Origin of the sequence: Roseospira visakhapatnamensis (assembly GCF_014197915.1) — a bacterium.
Lineage (GTDB): Bacteria > Pseudomonadota > Alphaproteobacteria > Rhodospirillales > Rhodospirillaceae > Rhodospira > Rhodospira visakhapatnamensis.
Genome location: NZ_JACIGK010000001.1, coordinates 1 through 16,212 on the forward strand (window position 1 = coordinate 1; position 16,212 = coordinate 16,212).

The following is a 16,212-nucleotide window of genomic DNA, read 5'->3' on the forward strand; positions in this document are numbered from 1 at the left end:
CTTTTTTTAGGCCCCCAACCCCGCGGCGCCGCCCCTCAAGGCCGCCCCGCCGCGTCGGGAGACCGGTTTCTACGCACACAACATCAACCGGTCAACAGGAAAATGACGAAAAGTTTTCAGTGGCCGGGGCGGGCGCGGAAAGCACCCTGAAATCAGGCGATTGGCGGAACCGGACCGGACGCCTGAAACACCGGGGTCCGGTGGGACGCCCTGGAGTCCAAGGGCGCGACGGCGTGGCGCGGCCGACTCTGGCCCCGGCGCGGGGTCGGCCGCGCACGCCCATGCCGGTTCGTCGACCCGGCCGACACGCAGGAACGATGCCGCCATCCGGACTCGCCCCTCACGCCCGTCCTCCCGCCCCTCGCGCGCCGGGTCCCGGATGCCGCCCGCCGCCCACGGGGGGTTGATCCACGCCCGCGCCCGCCACCGCTCGGCACCAGGAACAGGAACAGGAGGGGCGATGCCGCGCGCGTGACTGCAAAAACCCTTGCCGCCGTGGACGCAATTTGAAACAACCTGCGGCAGCCTTCCTGACGGACTTGGACGCGGCATCCGCCGCCGCCCACAGGAAAACGGCGCGATCCGGAGCGCACGCGGCAAAGGAGGCGTGGATCGGACCAGACTCGGTCCCCGGTCCTCCAAGGAATCGAGCGGTGGTTCCTATACCCACTTGACTCGTGGCGGATTGGCAACACGCGGTTAGTCGCACACCATAAAGCGTGACTCAAATAACACGCTCAAAGACACTGATTCTACAGACTGTTCTGTTGACTAACCGAGTCGTTTTCGGCAGTCTGAGGATCAGCCCGTGTTGAGACACGATGACCTCGAGCCAAGGGCCCGTCGCCACGACGACGGGCGGGGATCCGTGTGGACCCTGGTTCGGATCCGCGATCCAGGCACGCGGTTCGACGGCCGGAGCCGCCCTGAACGGAGGCTCCCTGCATCGAGAGAACAACAAGGGTATGGAGAGAAGGGGATGAGGAGTGTGATGGTTGATCCCGTCGGGGATCCCACGACACCGACCCACCAGACCACCCGGACCATCGCGCCGCGCGCGGGGCGGGTTCTGTCCACAAGGCTCGCCGTCTCCGTGATGGCGGGCTTTCTTCTTGCCGGCACCCCGGCCGGCGCCCGGCTGGGAGAGGCGCCCGGGACGTCGGATCCGATGACCGACATGGCGCTGATCGCGGCGCTCGACGGCAAACCCGCGCCGATCACGCTGATCCCGGGCGGTCCCCAGGCCACGCCGCAGGCGACCGTCGCCCTGACCGGCGCGCACGGGTGGGACACGCCGCCCGCCGCCGTCACGCGCGGCTTCGCCTTCGGCGCGCTGGCCGACATGATCGTCCCGGCCGGCCCGCCGGCGACGGCGCCCACCGGCCTGGACAACGACTCCCTGGCCGACACGCCGACCGCCAGCGGCCCGATCGACGTGCCCGCCCGCGTCGACTCCGGCGACACCCTGATCGGCCTGCTGATCGAGGCCGGGGTGGACCGCGTCGAGGCCCACCGGGCCGTCAAGGTCCTGGAGGAGGTCTATGATCCGCGTGGCCTGCGCCCCGGCCACGTGGTCCAGGTGCGCTTCGCCCCGCCATCGGCCGAGGACGATCCCCTGTTCCAGGGCTTCGCCCTGCAGCCGAGCGTGGACACCGAGGTGGTGGTGCGCGCCGATCCCGACTGCGACGCCGGCTACACCGCCGAGGAGATGAAGGAAACCCTGGTGCGCGACGTGGTGCGCTTCGGCGGTCCCATCACCTACAGCCTGTATCAGGCCGCCGTGGACGCGGGCGTGTCCGAGGCGGCGCTGGCCGACATGATCCGCGTGCTGTCCTACGACATCGACTTTCAGCGCGACATCCAGAAGGACGACACCTTCGAGATCATGTACGAGCGCTTCTCCACCGCCGACGGCAAGCCGGTGCGCAACGGGCAACTGCTGTTCACCGCCCTGACCAACGGCGGCAACCGGATCGTGGCCTATGCCCACGAGACCGAGGACGGCACCCGCGACTACTTCAACGAAAGCGGCCAGGGCGTCCGCAAGCCCCTGATGCGCACCCCCATCGACGGCGCGCGCATCTCGTCCTCCTTCGGCATGCGCCGCCATCCCATCCTGGGCTACTCCAAGATGCACACCGGCGTGGACTTCGCCGCCCCCACCGGCACGCCCATCTATGCCGCCGGCGACGGCGTGGTGAAGCGCGCCGGCCGCAACGGCGGCTACGGCAATTACATCCAGATCCGCCACAACGGCGAGTTCTCCACCGCCTATGGCCACCTCAGCCGCATCCTGGTGCGGAACGGCCAGCGGGTCGAGCAGGGCGACGTCATCGGCCGGGTCGGCTCCACCGGCCGGTCCACCGGCCCGCATCTGCATTACGAGATCATCCGGGGCGGCAAGAAGGTGAACCCGCTGGATGTCCGCTTCCAGCCAGCCATCCAGCTGGCGGGCGCGGAACTCGACCGGTTCATGGCCCACAAGGCCGAGACCGACCGCCTGTACGCCAGCCTGCGGAACGCCACCGAGGTCGCCAGCGCGGCCGCCCCGGTCACACGGCCCGCCCCGTAGACCACCGCGCGGAACGGACCCGGGCGCATGCCCGGGCCCTCTTCCTCCATGCCCTTGCACCGCCCCGTGTCCCCTGGACCCGGGGCGTCTTTTTAGCGCGGACCAGGGGAGCGGGCGGGACCATCCCTTGACGCCCGGCCCGCGCGCCCCGACGGTGCGGAACCCGGCACGCCGCCACGGCGCGCACCCCTTGCCTTGCCTCCCCGCCCGAGAAGGATGCCGCCCCGATGACCGCCCCCCCGTCCGCCCTGCTTGCCCTCAAGACCCGGTTCGCCCGCCTCACCCACCTGGAGGACGCCACGGGCATGCTGCACTGGGACCTGTCGACGGTGATGCCCGAGGGAGGCGCCGAGGCCCGCGCGGCCCAGTTGGCGACCCTGAAGGCGGTGACCCATGAGCTGCTGACGGCACCCGAGGTCGGGGACCTGCTGGCGGCGGCGGAGGCCGCGCCGCCCGCCGACCCCTGGGAGGCCGCCAACCTGCGCGCCATGCGCCGGCGGTGGCGCCACGCCACCGCCGTCCCCGCCGACCTGGTGGAGGCCCACGCCCGCGCCTGCGCGGCCTGCGAGATGACCTGGCGGCGCGCCCGCGCCGATGACGATTTCGCCGCCGTGCGGGACCCGCTGGCCCGGGTGCTGGACCTGACCCGCGCCATCGGCCAGGCGCGCGCCGGGGTGCTGGGCTGCGACCCCTACGACGCCCTGCTGGACGCGTTCGAGCCCGACGCCCGCGCCGCCGCCATCGCCCCGCTGTTCGACCACCTGGCCGAGGCCCTGCCCGGGATCCTGGACGACGCCCTGGCCGCCCAGGGACCGGCGCCCGTCCCGCCCCCGGGTCCCTTCCCGGCCGCCCGGCAGGAGGCGCTGGCGCGGCGCCTGATGGAGACCCTGGGGTTCGACTTCCGGCATGGCCGCCTGGACCGGAGCCTGCATCCCTTCTGCGGCGGCGTACCCGACGACGTGCGCCTGACCACCCGCTACGACGAGACCGACGCCACCGGCGCGGTGATGGGGGTGCTGCACGAAACCGGCCACGCGATGTACGAACGCGGCCTGCCCGCCGCCTGGCGCGACCAGCCGGTGGGCCGGGCCCTGGGCATGAGCCTCCACGAAAGCCAGAGCCTGCTGGTGGAGATGCAGGCCTGCCGCACCCGGGCCTTCCTGACCTGGGCGGCGCCGCTGATGGCCGAGATGCTGGGGGACGGGCGCGGCGAGGCCGCCGGCTGGGACGCCGACACCCTGTTTCGCCTGTACACCCGGGTGGAGCCCGGGCTGATCCGGGTCGACGCCGACGAGGTCACCTACCCCCTGCACGTGATCCTGCGCTTCCGGCTGGAACGCGCCCTGATCGCCGACGACCTGACGGTGGACGACCTGCCCGGGGCGTGGCGCGCGGGCATGCGCGACCTGCTGGGGCTGGCGGTTCCCACCGACCGCGACGGCTGCCTCCAGGACATCCACTGGTACGACGGGGCCTTCGGCTACTTCCCCACCTACACCCTGGGGGCGATGACGGCGGCGCAGCTTTTCCAGGCCGCCGTGGCGGCGCGTCCGTCCATCCCCGACGACCTGGCGCGCGGCGACTTCGCCCCCCTCATGGGGTGGCTGCGCGCCAACGTCCATGAGAAGGGCAGCCTGTTGACCGGGCCGGAGCTGCTGACGGCCGCCACCGGCCGGCCGCTGGAGCCGGCGGTGTTCCTGGCGCATCTGCGCACGCGCTACGGGACGCGGACGGGATAGGCGCCCGCGCCATTCCCGCCTAAGCCATCCCCGGGCGCAACCCCGGTCCCGCCGGCGGCGGCAAGGGTGTCCGCTCGGCGGCGGCCGGGCGGGGGCGGTCTCCGGCGGGGGACGCGCCGTCCGCGTCGCGCGCGTCTTCCCATCCATCGCCCACATCGGGCGGACCGACCACGCCGTCGCCAGGCTCGGTGCCGCCATCCGGGGTCCCGTCGGGCCCCTCGCCGGGGCGTCCCTCGTCGGCCGCCCGGCGCGCGGCCCGCCGCTGCTTGCGCCGGCGCCGCCAGGCGCTGAGGTTGGCGCGCCACATCAAGGCGCTGGGCGTGACCACCAGGGTCAGCACGGTGGCGAACAGCAGGCCGACCACCACGGCGCTGGCCAACTGGGTCCACCACTGCATGGACGGCGCCCCGTAGGTGACGGTGCGGTTGATGAAGTCGATGTTGAGCATCAGCATCATCGGCAGCAAGCCCAGCATGGTGGTGATGCTGGTCAGCATCACCGGCCGCAGGCGCTGCACCCCGGTGCGCAGGATGGCTTCGCGCGGGTCGGGGAACTCGTGCTTGAGGCGGTCATACGTGTCGATGAGCACGATGTTGTTGTTCACCACGATGCCGGCCAGCGAGATCACCCCCACCCCGGTCATGATGACCCCGAAGGGCTGATCGGTGACCAGCAACCCCAGCATCACGCCCACCGTGGACATGACCACCGCCGTCAGGATCAGGAAGGCGGAATAGAAGCTGTTGAACTGGGTGACCAGGATCACCGCCATCATGAACAGGGCGACGGCGAAGGCCTTGCCCAGGAACGCCTGGGATTCCTTCTGTTCCTCGTCCTCGCCCTTGAAGGCGATGTCCAGTCCGGGCGGGAAACGCTCCTGGTTCGCCGCCATCCAGGCGCGGATTTCCTGCATCTTGTCGGCGGGCAGCAGGCCGGGGGCCACGTCCGCCTTGACGGCCAGCACACGGTTGCCGTCCACGCGCTGGATCTGGCTGATCTTCGGGGCGGCCTCGCGCTCGACGAAGGCGGACAGCGGCACCAGCCCCTCGGGGGTGTTCAGGCGCAACTGGTCCAGTTGGCTCATGGAGCGCCGGTCCTGGGGATAGCGCACGACGATGTCGACCTCGTCGGTGGCGGAGTCCGGCCGGAACGACGACACCTTGAGGCCGTCGGTCACCAATTGCACGATGCTGCCCACGCTGGCCACGTCGCCGCCCAGCTTGGCGGCCTGGCCCATGTTCACGTCCAGCTCCCACTGGATGCCCGGAATGGGGCGGCTGTCCTCGACATCCACGAAGCCGCCGATCTCGTCCAGCGCCCCCAGCACCACCTCCACGGCCTGGGGCAGCACCGACGCGTCGCGGGCGCTCAATTCGACCTGGATGGGCTTACCCACCGGCGGTCCCTCGTCGGGCACATCGGGTTCCACGCGCACCCCGGCGAGGTCGCTGGTGCGGGCGCGAATCAGGTCCAGGACATCGTCGGAGGGCCGGCGCACCTGCCAGTCCTTGTAGGTCAGGCCGATGATGCCGATGGTGTCCTCGGCGGCGTCGGTGGGCGCGCGGGCGAAGGTGCGGGCGTAGACGGCCTCGAAGTCCGGCAGGGCGAGGATGCGGTTCTCCACCTCGCGCACCAGGTCGTCCTTCTCGTGGATCGACAGGTTGCCGCGCGCGTGCACCAGCACCTGGGCCTGCTTGGGCTCCACCTCGGGAAAGAACTCCACGCCCCGGCCGAAGGCCGCATAGGCCGCCCAGCTTCCCACCAGGCCGGCCACCGCCAGCACCAGCACCACCGTCGGCCGGCGCAGGGCCACCGACAGCGTCCGGGCATAGGTGCCCGTCAGACCCCGCAGCGCCGTAAGCGAGCCGTGCTCGCTGGCCGACAGCGCCTTCATGGTGTTCGGATCGGCGATGCCCGCCTTGCCAACCTGGGCGCCCAGGGTGGGCACGAAGATCAAGGCCATCAGCAGCGACGCCGACAGCGTGGCCACCAGGGTGATGGGCAGGTACTTCATGAACTCGCCCACCACGCCGGTCCAGAACAGCAGCGGCATGAAGGCGGCGAGCGTGGTGGCGGTCGAGGCGATCACCGGCCAGGCCATGCGCTTGGCGGCCATGCCGTAGGCCTCGCGTCGCGGCAGGCCCTCCAGCATCTTGCGGTCGGCGTACTCCGTCACCACGATGGCGCCGTCCACCAGCATGCCCACCGCCAGGATGAGCCCGAACAGCACCATCATGTTGACCGTCAGGCCCATGGCCGCCAGCAACAGAATGGCCATCAGGAACGACCCCGGGATGGCCACCCCGACCAGCAGGCCGGAGCGCAGGCCCAGCGCCGCCACCACCACCACCATCACCAGCAGCACCGCCGCGATGACGTTGTTCTGAAGCTCGAAGAGCATGGTGGTGATGTCTTCGGACTGGTCCTGGATGAAGTTGACCTCCATGCCCTCGGGCCAGTAGACGCGTTCGCGGGCGACCAGCGCGCGCACCGCCTCGACGGTATCGATGATGTTCTCGCCGACCCGCTTCTTGACCTCCAGGGTCACCGCCGGCTGGCCGTTGACGCGGGCGAACCCCTCCGGGTCCTTGTAGGTGGCGCGCACGGTGGCGAAGTCGCGCAGGCGCACCACGGAATCGCCGTTGAACTTCACCGGCTGGTCGAGGATATCGGCCACGTCCTCGTAGAGGCCGGGCACCTTGATCGCGAAGCGGCCCGCGCCGGTGTCGAGCGTCCCGGCGGCCACCAGACGGTTGAAGCGGGCGATCACCTCGGCGACGTCCGCGTTGGCCAGGCCATAGCTTTGCAGGCGCACGGGATCGACGATGATCTCGGCCTGCTCCTCGCGGTCGCCGCCGATGTCCACCTCCAGAACGGCGGGGATCTTCTCGATCTCGTCGGCCAGGTCATCGGCGATGCGCAACAGCGCCCGTTCCTGGATGTCGCCCCCCAGGGTGACGACGACGATGGGAAACAGGCTGATGTTGATCTCGTTGACGACCGGCTCGTCGGTTTCCTCGGGCAGGTCCACCTTGGCCACGTCCACCTGTTCCTGGACGTCGCGCTTGGCCTTCTCGTTGTCGAAGCCGGCCTCGAACTCCAGCACCAGGTGGGCGCCGCCCTCGTAGGCGGTGGAGCGCATCTCCTTGACGCCCTCGATGCCCTTCAGCTCCTGCTCCATGGGGCGGACCAGCAGGCGCTCGGCATCCTCGGGCGAGATGCCGCGATGCGTCATGATGACGATGAGGATGGGGATGGGGATGTCCGGCGAGCTTTCCTTGGGGATCTCGATGAAGGCGATTGTGCCGGCGATGAGCACCAGCAGCAGCGTCGCCAGAACCGTTCGGGAGCGCCCGAGCGCGGCATTGATCAGGGCGTTCATGGATGGCTCCCCGGGGACCCGGTCTGGTCGTCGCCCTCATCCCCGGCGGCCGGGTCGCCGGCACCGGGGGGGACAGGTGTCTCGGCCCCGGAGACGCCGACCGTCGGACCGTCGCCCTCGCCGAGGGTGTCGAGGGTGTCGATGGTGTCGGTGGGTGCCCGCCCGGCCTCCAGCGCGGCCCGGTCGACCTCGGCGAGCGCGCGGGCATTGGCCGCGATGGTCTCCACCGCGACCGTCTCCACGCGCTGGCCCACGCGCACGAACTCCTGGCCCACCACGATCAGGGTGACCGGGTCTGGCAGTCCCTCGACCCATAAGCCGCCGGCATCGTCGCCGGCCAGGACCACGGGATGGAACGCCACCCGGGACTCGGCATCCACCACCTTGACGCCGATGGCCCCCTGGTCGTTCAGGGACAACACCGCCGGTGAGATGCGGTGCGCCCTGGACGTCGACAGCGGCAGGCGCAGTTCGGCGGTCATGCCCTGGGGGATGGCGCCGTCGGGGTTGGGGACGTCCAGTTCTACGGCGAAGGTGCGTGTCACGCCGTCGGCCACGCGGGCGATGTAGGCGACGCGCCCCTCGACGGCCTCGCCGGTCACCAGGGTGGCGGTGCCCGCCTGGCCCAGGCTGACGCGGTCGATGTCGGCCTCGGAGACCTTGGCCACCACCGTCAGCGGATCCAGGTCCACCACCCGGGCCACCGGGTCGCCCGACGACAGGGAGTCGCCGACCTCGGCCAGGCGGGCTTCCAGCACGCCATCGAAGGGCGCCTTGAGGTCGACGCGCTCGATGTCCAGCCGCACCGCCGCCAGCTCGGCGCGGGCGGCCTCCAGCGCCTCCCGGGTTTCCATCAGGGTCCGCCGGCTGGCCACGTTGCGGCTGACCAGGCTCTGGTCGCCGCGCTCGCGGTCCTCCCAGCGGGCCACCGCGGCCTCGGCGCGGCTGAGTTGCTCCAGGCGGTCGTCCATGGCCAGCCGCGCCAGGGTGTCGCCGGTGGTGACCCGGGCGCCCTCGGCCACCGGCACGGCCTCGACGCGGCCCGCGGTCTCGGCGCGCACCTCGACCTGCCGCGAGGCCCGTGTCTCGCCCAGCACCACCAGGGCGTCCAAGCGATCCTCGGCGCGCTGGTGACGCACCCGCACCCGCACCAAGGGACCGGCCTCGTCGGCGGCCACGGCGGCCGGCGGCTCCAGGTCCTGCTCGGCGGCCATGGGGTGGCCGTCCAGGCTGATCATGCCGGAGGCCACCCAACCCACCGCGACCAGGGTGATCAGGGCGGCTATCACGTACGAAGATTTCATCGTGGATCTCTTGGATGGTGTGGGTCGGGGCCGGGGCGGGACCCCGACCCGGGTTCCCGGGTCTCCGGGGCATCCCGGGCGGTCATCGCCGCCGCCCCGCCGGTGGGCGCCGCCTCGGGCGCCTCGCGGGTGTCGTCCAGCGCGGCCACCAGATCGTCGCGCAGCGCCTCGATGCAGCGCGCCCACATCTCGGAGCCGTCCTCGCCCAGGCGCAGCAGGAACTGATGCCCGGGATGCTCGCACATCCGGTCCCGAAGCAGGCGCCCCAACTCCTCGCCCAGGCGCCGGTTGGCCCGCGCGTATTCGTCCAGGATCCGTTTCACCTGGTCCCGCGTCATCAGATGGACGAAGGCCATCGCGAACATGGTGTCCGAGCGCAACTGATCCGCGGCCAGCGGCTCCATCAAGGCGGCTTTCAGGGCCGCCCGCCCGGAGTCGGTGATCGCATAGATTTTTTTGTCGCGACGTCCGTCACCATTACGGACATCGCAGGTGGCCAGCCCCTCGACCAGCAGGGCGTTCAAGGCCGGATAGATGGAGCCATAGCTCAAGCTCTGGAAATGCTGGAACGGGCCGTCCTCGAACGCCTTGCGGATGTCGTATCCGGTGTCGAAGCCGGCCTCCAGGGCACCCAGGCAGAGGGTCTTGGCATCCAGGGGCATGGTCAGGTCCTTGAGCGCGCGCAATCCATGGGGAGCGGGCCGGTGAAGTGGGGACACCGGGACCCCGTGTCCCCTGTCCGGTTCCTGTGTCGCGGTTCCTATATCGCGGATCGGCGAATGTATCAAGCCAATACATCGAATCGAGACATACAACCGACACCCCTCGGGCTTGACCCGCCCGGCGCCCCTTGCGATCCTGCCGCCCGTTCCGACACCGGGCCTGGTGGCCCGGCACCCGGCGCCGGGGACCGTCACGCCATGCTTCTGCTCATCGACAACTACGACAGCTTTACCTACAACCTCTGGCACTATCTGGGCGAACTGGGGACCGAGGTGGCGGTGCATCGCAACGACGCGCTGTCGGTCGCCGAGGCCCTGGCCCTGAAGCCCGCCGCCGTCGTCCTCTCGCCAGGCCCCTGCGACCCGGACCGCGCGGGCATCTGCCTCGACCTGGTGACCGCCGCCGCCGCCGAGGGTCTGCCGCTGCTGGGCGTCTGCCTGGGCCACCAGTCCATCGGCCAGGCCCTGGGTGGCCGCGTCGTGCGCGCGCCGACCCCCATGCACGGCAAGACCGACGCCATCCATCACGACGGCCAGGGCCTGTTCGCCGGCCTGCCCAGCCCCTTCGTGGCCACCCGCTACCATTCCCTGGTGGTGGAGCGGGACAGCCTGCCCGACGGTCTGGAGGTCACCGCCGAATCCGCCGACGGCCTGATCATGGGCCTGGGCCACCGGTCGCTGCCGCTGCACGGCGTGCAGTTCCACCCGGAAAGCATCGCCTCCGACCACGGCCACCGGCTGCTCCGGTCCTTCCTGGATCTGGCCGGCGTGCCCACCGTCACCCCGCGCGACCCCGCTGACGAGAAGGCCGCCTGACATGACCGCCTCCCAACCCGCCTTCCGCGCCCTGCTGGCCCGGATCGCCGACGGCCATGCCCTGGACGAGGACCAGGCCACCCTGGTCTTCGACACCCTGATGGCCGGCGAGGCCACGCCCGCGCAGATGGGCGCCCTGCTGATGGGCCTGCGCGTGCGCGGCGAGACGGTGGCGGAGATCACCGGCGCCGCCCGCGCCATGCGGGCCAAGGCCACCAGGGTCGACGCGCCCGACGGCGCCATGGACATCGTCGGCACCGGGGGCGACGCCTCGGGCACCTACAACATTTCCACCGGCGCCGCCCTGGTCACCGCCGCCTGCGGCGTGCCGGTCGCCAAGCATGGCAACCGCGCCGCCTCGTCCAGGAGCGGCTCGGCCGACGTGCTCGCCGCCCTGGGTGTGAACCTGGACGCGCCCCTGCCGCTGGTCGAGACCGCCATGCGCGAGGCCGGCATCGGCTTCCTGTTCGCCCAGCGCCACCACGGCGCCATGAAGCACGTGGCCCCGGTGCGCGGCGAGATGGGCGTGCGCACCATCTTCAACCTGCTGGGGCCGCTGTCCAACCCGGCCGGGGCCAAGCGGGAGGTGATGGGCGTGTTCGCCCGCGCCTGGGTGGAGCCGCTGGCCGAGGTGCTGGGCCGCCTGGGGGCGGAGCGTGCCTGGGTGGTGCACGGCGCCGACGGCCTGGACGAGATCACCACCACCACCGAAACCCACGTGGCAGCCTGGGAGAACGGAACGGTGACCTCCTTCACCATCACCCCCGAGGACGCCGGCCTGCTACGCGCCCGGCCACAGGACCTCAAGGGCGGCACCCCCGAGCAGAACGCCGACGCCATCCGCGCCCTGCTGGACGGCGCCAAGGGACCGTACCGCGACATCGTCGTCTTCAACGCCGCCGCCGCCCTGGTGGTCGCCGGCACGGCCGCCGATCTGAAGGCCGGCGCGGCCCAGGCCGCCGACGCCATCGATTCGGGCGCCGCCCGGGCCACCCTGGCCCGGCTGGTGGCCGTGACCCACCGCCCGCCCGAGGGGAGCGCCACGGCGTGAGCGACGTCCTGGAGCGCATCTGCGCCACCACCCGCGCGGACCTGGCCCGCCGGCTGGCCGATCGCCCGCTGTCGGCGCTGGAGGACGAGGCCCGCGCCGCCCCCCCCGTGCGCCCCTTCGCCGCCGCCCTGGCGGCCAAGGTGGAGGCTGGATCCGGGGGGGGCGGTTTCGCCCTGATCTGCGAGATCAAGAAGGCATCGCCCTCGGCCGGGCTGATCCGCCCGGACTTCGACCCCCCGGCCCTGGCCCGCGCCTATGAGGCGGGCGGCGCCGCCTGCCTGTCGGTGCTCACCGACGGCCCCTACTTCCAGGGGGACCCCGCCGATCTGATCGCCGCGCGCGCCGCCTGTTCGCTGCCGGTGCTGCGCAAGGACTTCATGGTGGACCCGGCCATGGTCGCCGAGGCCCGGGCCATGGGCGCCGACGCCATCCTGATCATCATGGCCGCCGTCGACGACACCCTGGCCGCCGAACTGGCCGCCGCCGCCACCGCCTGGGGCATGGACGCCCTGGTGGAGGTCCACGACGCCGCCGAGATGGAGCGGGCGTTGCGCCTGCCCTGCCCGCTGATCGGCGTCAACAACCGCAACCTCAAGACCCTGGTCACCGACCTGGCGTCCACCGAACGGCTGGCGCCGCGACTGCCGGCCGGCCGTCACCTGGTGTGCGAGAGCGGCCTGAGGACCCGCGCCGACCTGGAGCGCATGGCCGCCGTCGGCGCGCACCGCTTCCTGATCGGCGAGTCCTTCATGCGCCAGCCGGACGTGACGGCGGCGGTGGCGACCCTGCTCACCCCGGACCGGTAGACCGGCCCATGGCCCGCCCCCCGGTCGAGCCGGGGGCGGCGGCGGACGGCCGGTTCCCTCGGGCGGTCAACAGCGATAGACTCCCGCTCCGTCCGGTGCCCGCGCGCGCCGTCCCTCGCGGGCGCGCCCACCCGGCTCCCCCATGTTCGCGACCCCACAGGAGGTCTCCATGCCCCGCGCGCCCGGCTCCGCGTCCGCTTCCCCCGCCCCGCTTCCCGACCGCCCGGCCTGGCGCGCCCTGGCCGCCCACCGCGACAGCGGCACCGTCGCCCCCATGCGCGCCCTGTTCGAGGCCGACCCGGAGCGATTCGAACGCTTCTCCCTGCGCCTCGGCGACCTGCTGCTGGACTACTCCAAGAACCGCGTCACCGCCGAGACCATGGCCCTGCTCATGGACCTGGCCCGCGAGAGCGGCGTCGAGGACAAGCGCGACGCCCTGTTCGGCGGCCAGGCGATCAACACCACGGAAGGCCGGGCGGTGCTGCACGTGGCGCTGCGCAACCGCGCCAACCGGCCGATCCACGTGGACGGCGAGGACGTCATGCCGCAGGTCAACGCGGTGCTCGACCAGATGCGCCGCTTCTCCGAGGCGGTGCGCGACGGCACCTGGACCGGCGTCACCGGCCAGCCGGTCACCGACGTGGTCAACATCGGCATCGGCGGCTCCGACCTGGGCCCGGTGATGGTCGCCGAGGCGCTGAAACCCTACTGGCATCCGCGCATCCGGCCGCATTTCGTCTCCAACGTGGACGGCACCCACATCGCCGAGACCCTGCACGGCCTGAACCCGGAGACAACGCTGATCCTGGTGGCCTCCAAGACCTTCACCACCCAGGAGACCCTCACCAACGCCAAGACGGCCCGCGCCTGGCTGACGGCGGCCCTGGGCGAGGACGCGGTGCCCAAGCATTTCGCCGCCCTGTCCACCAACGCCGCCGCCGTCGCCGACTTCGGCATCGACACCGCGAACATGTTCGCCTTCTGGGACTGGGTGGGCGGCCGCTACTCGGTCTGGTCGGCCATCGGCCTGCCGGTGGCCATCACCATCGGCTTCGACAATTTCGTGGGCCTGCTCGACGGCGCCCATGCCATGGACGAGCACTTCCGCACCGCCCCCCTGGCGGAGAACCTGCCGGTGGTCCTGGGCCTGCTGGGCCTGTGGTACATCAACTTCCACGGCGCGGGCGCCCAGGCCCTGCTGCCCTACGACCAGTACCTGCACCGCTTCGCCGCCCATTTCCAGCAGGTGGACATGGAAAGCAACGGCAAGCGGGTGACGCTGGACGGCGCGCCGGTCGCCTGGGACACCGGCCCGGTCATCTTCGGCGAGCCCGGCACCAACGGCCAGCACAGCTTCTATCAGCTCATCCACCAGGGCACGCGGTTGGTTCCCTGCGACTTCATCGCCCCGGCGCTCAGCCACAATCCGCTGGGCGACCACCATCCCATCCTAATGTCCAACGTCTTCGCCCAGGCCGAGGCGCTGATGCGCGGCAAGACCGAGGCGGAGGCCCGCGCCGAACTGGAGGTCCAGGGCCTGGACGCCGAGGCCGTCGCCGCCCTGTTGCCGCACAAGGTGTTCCCCGGCGACCGGCCGAGCAACACGGTTCTGGTCAAGACCATCGATCCGCGCACCCTGGGGATGCTGGTGGCGCTGTACGAGCACAAGGTGTTCGTCCAGGGCGCGGTCTGGGGCGTCAACAGCTTCGACCAGTGGGGCGTGGAGCTGGGCAAGCAGCTGGCCAAGGCCATCCTGCCGGAACTGGCCGGCGAGGCCCCCGTCAGCGGCCACGATGCCTCCACCAACGGGCTCATCAACGCCTGGAAGACCCTGCGCAGCGAGACGGCACGCGCATGAGCGGATCGACGGCGCGGACGGAGCGCCCGGCGACCCCGGTTTCGGCGGACGGTATTCGGGAACTGCCGCCGACCCTGGTCAACCGCATCGCCGCCGGCGAGGTGGTGGAGCGGCCGGCCAGCGCCGTCAAGGAACTGGTGGAGAACAGCCTGGACGCCGGCGCGTCCCGGGTGGACGTGACCTTGGGCGACGGCGGCCGGGCACGGATCGTGGTGGTGGACGACGGCGTCGGCATGGCGCCCGAGGCCCTGCCGCTGGCGGTGCGCCGGCATTGCACCAGCAAGCTCGCGGCCGACTCCGACCTGACCACCATCCACACCCTGGGCTTCCGGGGCGAGGCGCTGCCCTCCATCGGCTCGGTGGCGCGGCTGACCCTGACCAGCCGGCCGCCGGACGCGGACTCCGCCTGGCGGCTGACCGTGGCCGCCGGTCTCGTGGGGGCGGTGGAGCCCGCCGCCCATCCCCCGGGCACCCGGGTGGAGGTCGGCGACCTGTTCTTCGCCACCCCGGCGCGGCTGAAGTTCCTCAAGGCCGCGCGCACCGAGCAGACGCACACCGTGGATGCCGTGAAGCGGCTGGCCATGGCCCATCCGGAGGTGGCCTTTACCGTGGCCGACGGGGACCGGGTGCTGCTGCGGGCGCCGGCCCTGTCCCCGGACCTGCTGGCCGACCCGGCGGCGGCCCGGCGGGAGCGCCTGGGGGCGGTGCTCGGCCGCGCCTTCGCCGAGAACGGCGTGCCCCTGGACCTGGCCCGCGAGGGCGCGCGCCTCGCCGGGTTCGCCGGCCTGCCGACGTTTCATCGCGGCACCAGCAGCGAGCAGTACCTGTTCGTCAACGGCCGGCCGGTGCGGGACCGGCTGTTGCATGGGGCGGTGCGCGGCGCCTATCAGGATTTCCTGGCCCGCGACCGGCACCCGGTGGTGGCGCTGTACCTGGAGATCGACCCGGCCGCCGTGGACGTGAACGTGCACCCGGCCAAGACCGAGGTCCGCTTCCGCGACGCCGCGCTGGTGCGGGGGCTGATCGTCTCCGGCATCCGCCATGCCCTGGCCGACGCCGGGCATCGGGCCAGCACCACCGTCGCCGCCGGTCTGCTGGGCCGCGCCCGGCCGGAGGGGGAGGAGACCGCGCCGGGGCCGCGCCTGCCGCTGGGGCGCGGCGGCGGACGCGGAGGATTGGGCGGTGGAGGATTGGGCGGCGCCGGATGGCGCGGGCTGGCCCCGCCGCCCGCGCGCGCCCTCGACGCCGCGCGGACCTTCCAGGCGCCCGAGGTCACGCCGGAGGGCGGCTTCGCCGAGGGCATTCCGCCCCCTCCGCCGCCAGCCAACCCCCTTGGGGACGCCGGCGCGCCCGCCGTTCCCGAGGAGGACGATCGCGATCGCCCGCTGGGCCGGGCGCGGGCCCAGGTGCACACCACCTACATCGTCGCCGAGACCACCGACGGCCTGGTCATCGTCGACCAGCACGCGGCCCACGAGCGGCTGGTCTACGAGCGCATGAAACAGGCCCTGGCCGAGGGCGGCATCGCCCGCCAGGGGCTGTTGCTGCCCGAGGTGGTGGAGCTGGACGAGGCCGCCGCCGCCCGCCTGGTGGCCCGCGCCGGGGAACTGGCCGACCTGGGCCTGACGCTGGAGAGCTTCGGCCCCGGCGCCGTGGTGGTGCGCGAGACCCCCGCCCTGCTGGGCCGCTGCGACGTGGTGGCGCTGGTGCGCGACCTGGCCGACGACCTGGCCGAATGGGGCCAGACCCTGGCGCTCAGGGACCGTCTGGCGGACGTCTGCGGCACCCTGGCCTGCCACGGGTCGGTGCGCGCCGGCCGGCGCCTCAACGAGGCGGAGATGAACGCCCTCTTGCGCCAGATGGAGGACACCCCCCACAGCGGCCAGTGCAACCACGGCCGCCCGACCTACGTGGATCTGCGGCTGTCGGACATCGAGAAGCTGTTCGGGCGGCGGTAGCGGG

Annotated in this window: 10 protein-coding genes; 7 read left to right on the forward strand and 3 right to left on the reverse strand. The window is 72.0% G+C overall.

Features of this window, described 5'->3' with window-relative positions; genetic code table 11:
- Window positions 1-991 precede the first annotated feature (991 nt).
- Both GGD89_RS00005 and GGD89_RS00010 read left to right on the forward strand, forming a co-directional pair.
- Window positions 992-2,572, forward strand: a complete 1,581-nt coding sequence (locus GGD89_RS00005) for a M23 family metallopeptidase (protein ID WP_184042043.1) — start codon at window positions 992-994, stop codon at window positions 2,570-2,572.
- Between the two features lie 227 nt (window positions 2,573-2,799).
- The gene (locus GGD89_RS00010; protein ID WP_184042044.1) at window positions 2,800-4,311 is read left to right on the forward strand and encodes a carboxypeptidase M32; all 1,512 of its coding nucleotides are present in this window, start codon (window positions 2,800-2,802) and stop codon (window positions 4,309-4,311) included.
- A gap of 19 nt (window positions 4,312-4,330) precedes the next feature.
- Here the strand turns inward: GGD89_RS00010 and GGD89_RS00015 are convergent, their stop codons facing one another.
- The 3 genes from GGD89_RS00015 to GGD89_RS00025 are packed head-to-tail and all read right to left on the reverse strand — an operon-like array spanning window position 4,331 to window position 9,659.
- On the reverse strand, window positions 4,331-7,693 hold the full coding sequence (locus GGD89_RS00015; RefSeq protein ID WP_221238250.1) for an efflux RND transporter permease subunit: 3,363 nt from the start codon (window positions 7,691-7,693) through the stop codon (window positions 4,331-4,333).
- Window positions 7,690-8,997 carry an efflux RND transporter periplasmic adaptor subunit gene (locus GGD89_RS00020; RefSeq protein WP_184042045.1) on the reverse strand — a complete coding sequence of 436 codons (1,308 nt, stop codon included), beginning with the start codon at window positions 8,995-8,997 and terminating at the stop codon, window positions 7,690-7,692. The genes GGD89_RS00015 and GGD89_RS00020 overlap by 4 nt, the downstream gene beginning before the upstream one ends.
- Entirely contained in the window at window positions 8,994-9,659 is a 666-nt protein-coding gene (locus GGD89_RS00025; RefSeq protein ID WP_184042046.1) for a PadR family transcriptional regulator, read from the reverse strand. Before GGD89_RS00025 ends, GGD89_RS00020 begins: the two co-directional genes overlap by 4 nt.
- 258 nt (window positions 9,660-9,917) lie before the next feature.
- Between GGD89_RS00025 and GGD89_RS00030 the strand changes: the two genes are divergently transcribed.
- The 5 genes from GGD89_RS00030 to mutL all read left to right on the forward strand — a co-directional run bounded on the left by GGD89_RS00030 (window position 9,918) and on the right by mutL (window position 16,208).
- Window positions 9,918-10,535 (forward strand): anthranilate synthase component II, encoded by a 618-nt coding sequence (locus GGD89_RS00030; protein ID WP_184042047.1) that lies wholly within the window; start codon window positions 9,918-9,920, stop codon window positions 10,533-10,535.
- A gap of 1 nt (window position 10,536) precedes the next feature.
- Window positions 10,537-11,586, forward strand: a complete 1,050-nt coding sequence (trpD, locus tag GGD89_RS00035; protein WP_184042048.1) for an anthranilate phosphoribosyltransferase — start codon at window positions 10,537-10,539, stop codon at window positions 11,584-11,586.
- Window positions 11,583-12,392, forward strand: a complete 810-nt coding sequence (gene trpC, locus GGD89_RS00040) for an indole-3-glycerol phosphate synthase TrpC (protein ID WP_184042049.1) — start codon at window positions 11,583-11,585, stop codon at window positions 12,390-12,392. The genes trpD and trpC overlap by 4 nt, the downstream gene beginning before the upstream one ends.
- Before the next feature lie 169 nt (window positions 12,393-12,561).
- Window positions 12,562-14,250 carry a glucose-6-phosphate isomerase gene (pgi, locus tag GGD89_RS00045; RefSeq protein ID WP_184042050.1) on the forward strand — a complete coding sequence of 563 codons (1,689 nt, stop codon included), beginning with the start codon at window positions 12,562-12,564 and terminating at the stop codon, window positions 14,248-14,250.
- Window positions 14,247-16,208: a DNA mismatch repair endonuclease MutL gene (gene mutL / locus GGD89_RS00050; protein ID WP_184042051.1), complete on the forward strand. Its 1,962-nt coding sequence runs from the start codon at window positions 14,247-14,249 to the stop codon at window positions 16,206-16,208. Before pgi ends, mutL begins: the two co-directional genes overlap by 4 nt.
- Window positions 16,209-16,212: the final 4 nt, after the last annotated feature.

What these genes read in the sequence shown, in the direction of transcription:
- GGD89_RS00015 (WP_221238250.1), bottom strand. Translation starts at nt 7,693, where the DNA reads ATGAACGCCCTGATCAATGCCGCGCTCGGGCGCTCCCGAACGGTTCTG.
- GGD89_RS00030 (WP_184042047.1), top strand. Translation starts at nt 9,918, where the DNA reads ATGCTTCTGCTCATCGACAACTACGACAGCTTTACCTACAACCTCTGG.
- mutL (WP_184042051.1), top strand. Translation starts at nt 14,247, where the DNA reads ATGAGCGGATCGACGGCGCGGACGGAGCGCCCGGCGACCCCGGTTTCG.
- pgi (WP_184042050.1), top strand. Translation starts at nt 12,562, where the DNA reads ATGCCCCGCGCGCCCGGCTCCGCGTCCGCTTCCCCCGCCCCGCTTCCC.
- GGD89_RS00025 (WP_184042046.1), bottom strand. Translation starts at nt 9,659, where the DNA reads ATGCCCCTGGATGCCAAGACCCTCTGCCTGGGTGCCCTGGAGGCCGGC.
- GGD89_RS00005 (WP_184042043.1), top strand. Translation starts at nt 992, where the DNA reads ATGGTTGATCCCGTCGGGGATCCCACGACACCGACCCACCAGACCACC.
- GGD89_RS00010 (WP_184042044.1), top strand. Translation starts at nt 2,800, where the DNA reads ATGACCGCCCCCCCGTCCGCCCTGCTTGCCCTCAAGACCCGGTTCGCC.
- trpD (WP_184042048.1), top strand. Translation starts at nt 10,537, where the DNA reads ATGACCGCCTCCCAACCCGCCTTCCGCGCCCTGCTGGCCCGGATCGCC.
- GGD89_RS00020 (WP_184042045.1), bottom strand. Translation starts at nt 8,997, where the DNA reads ATGAAATCTTCGTACGTGATAGCCGCCCTGATCACCCTGGTCGCGGTG.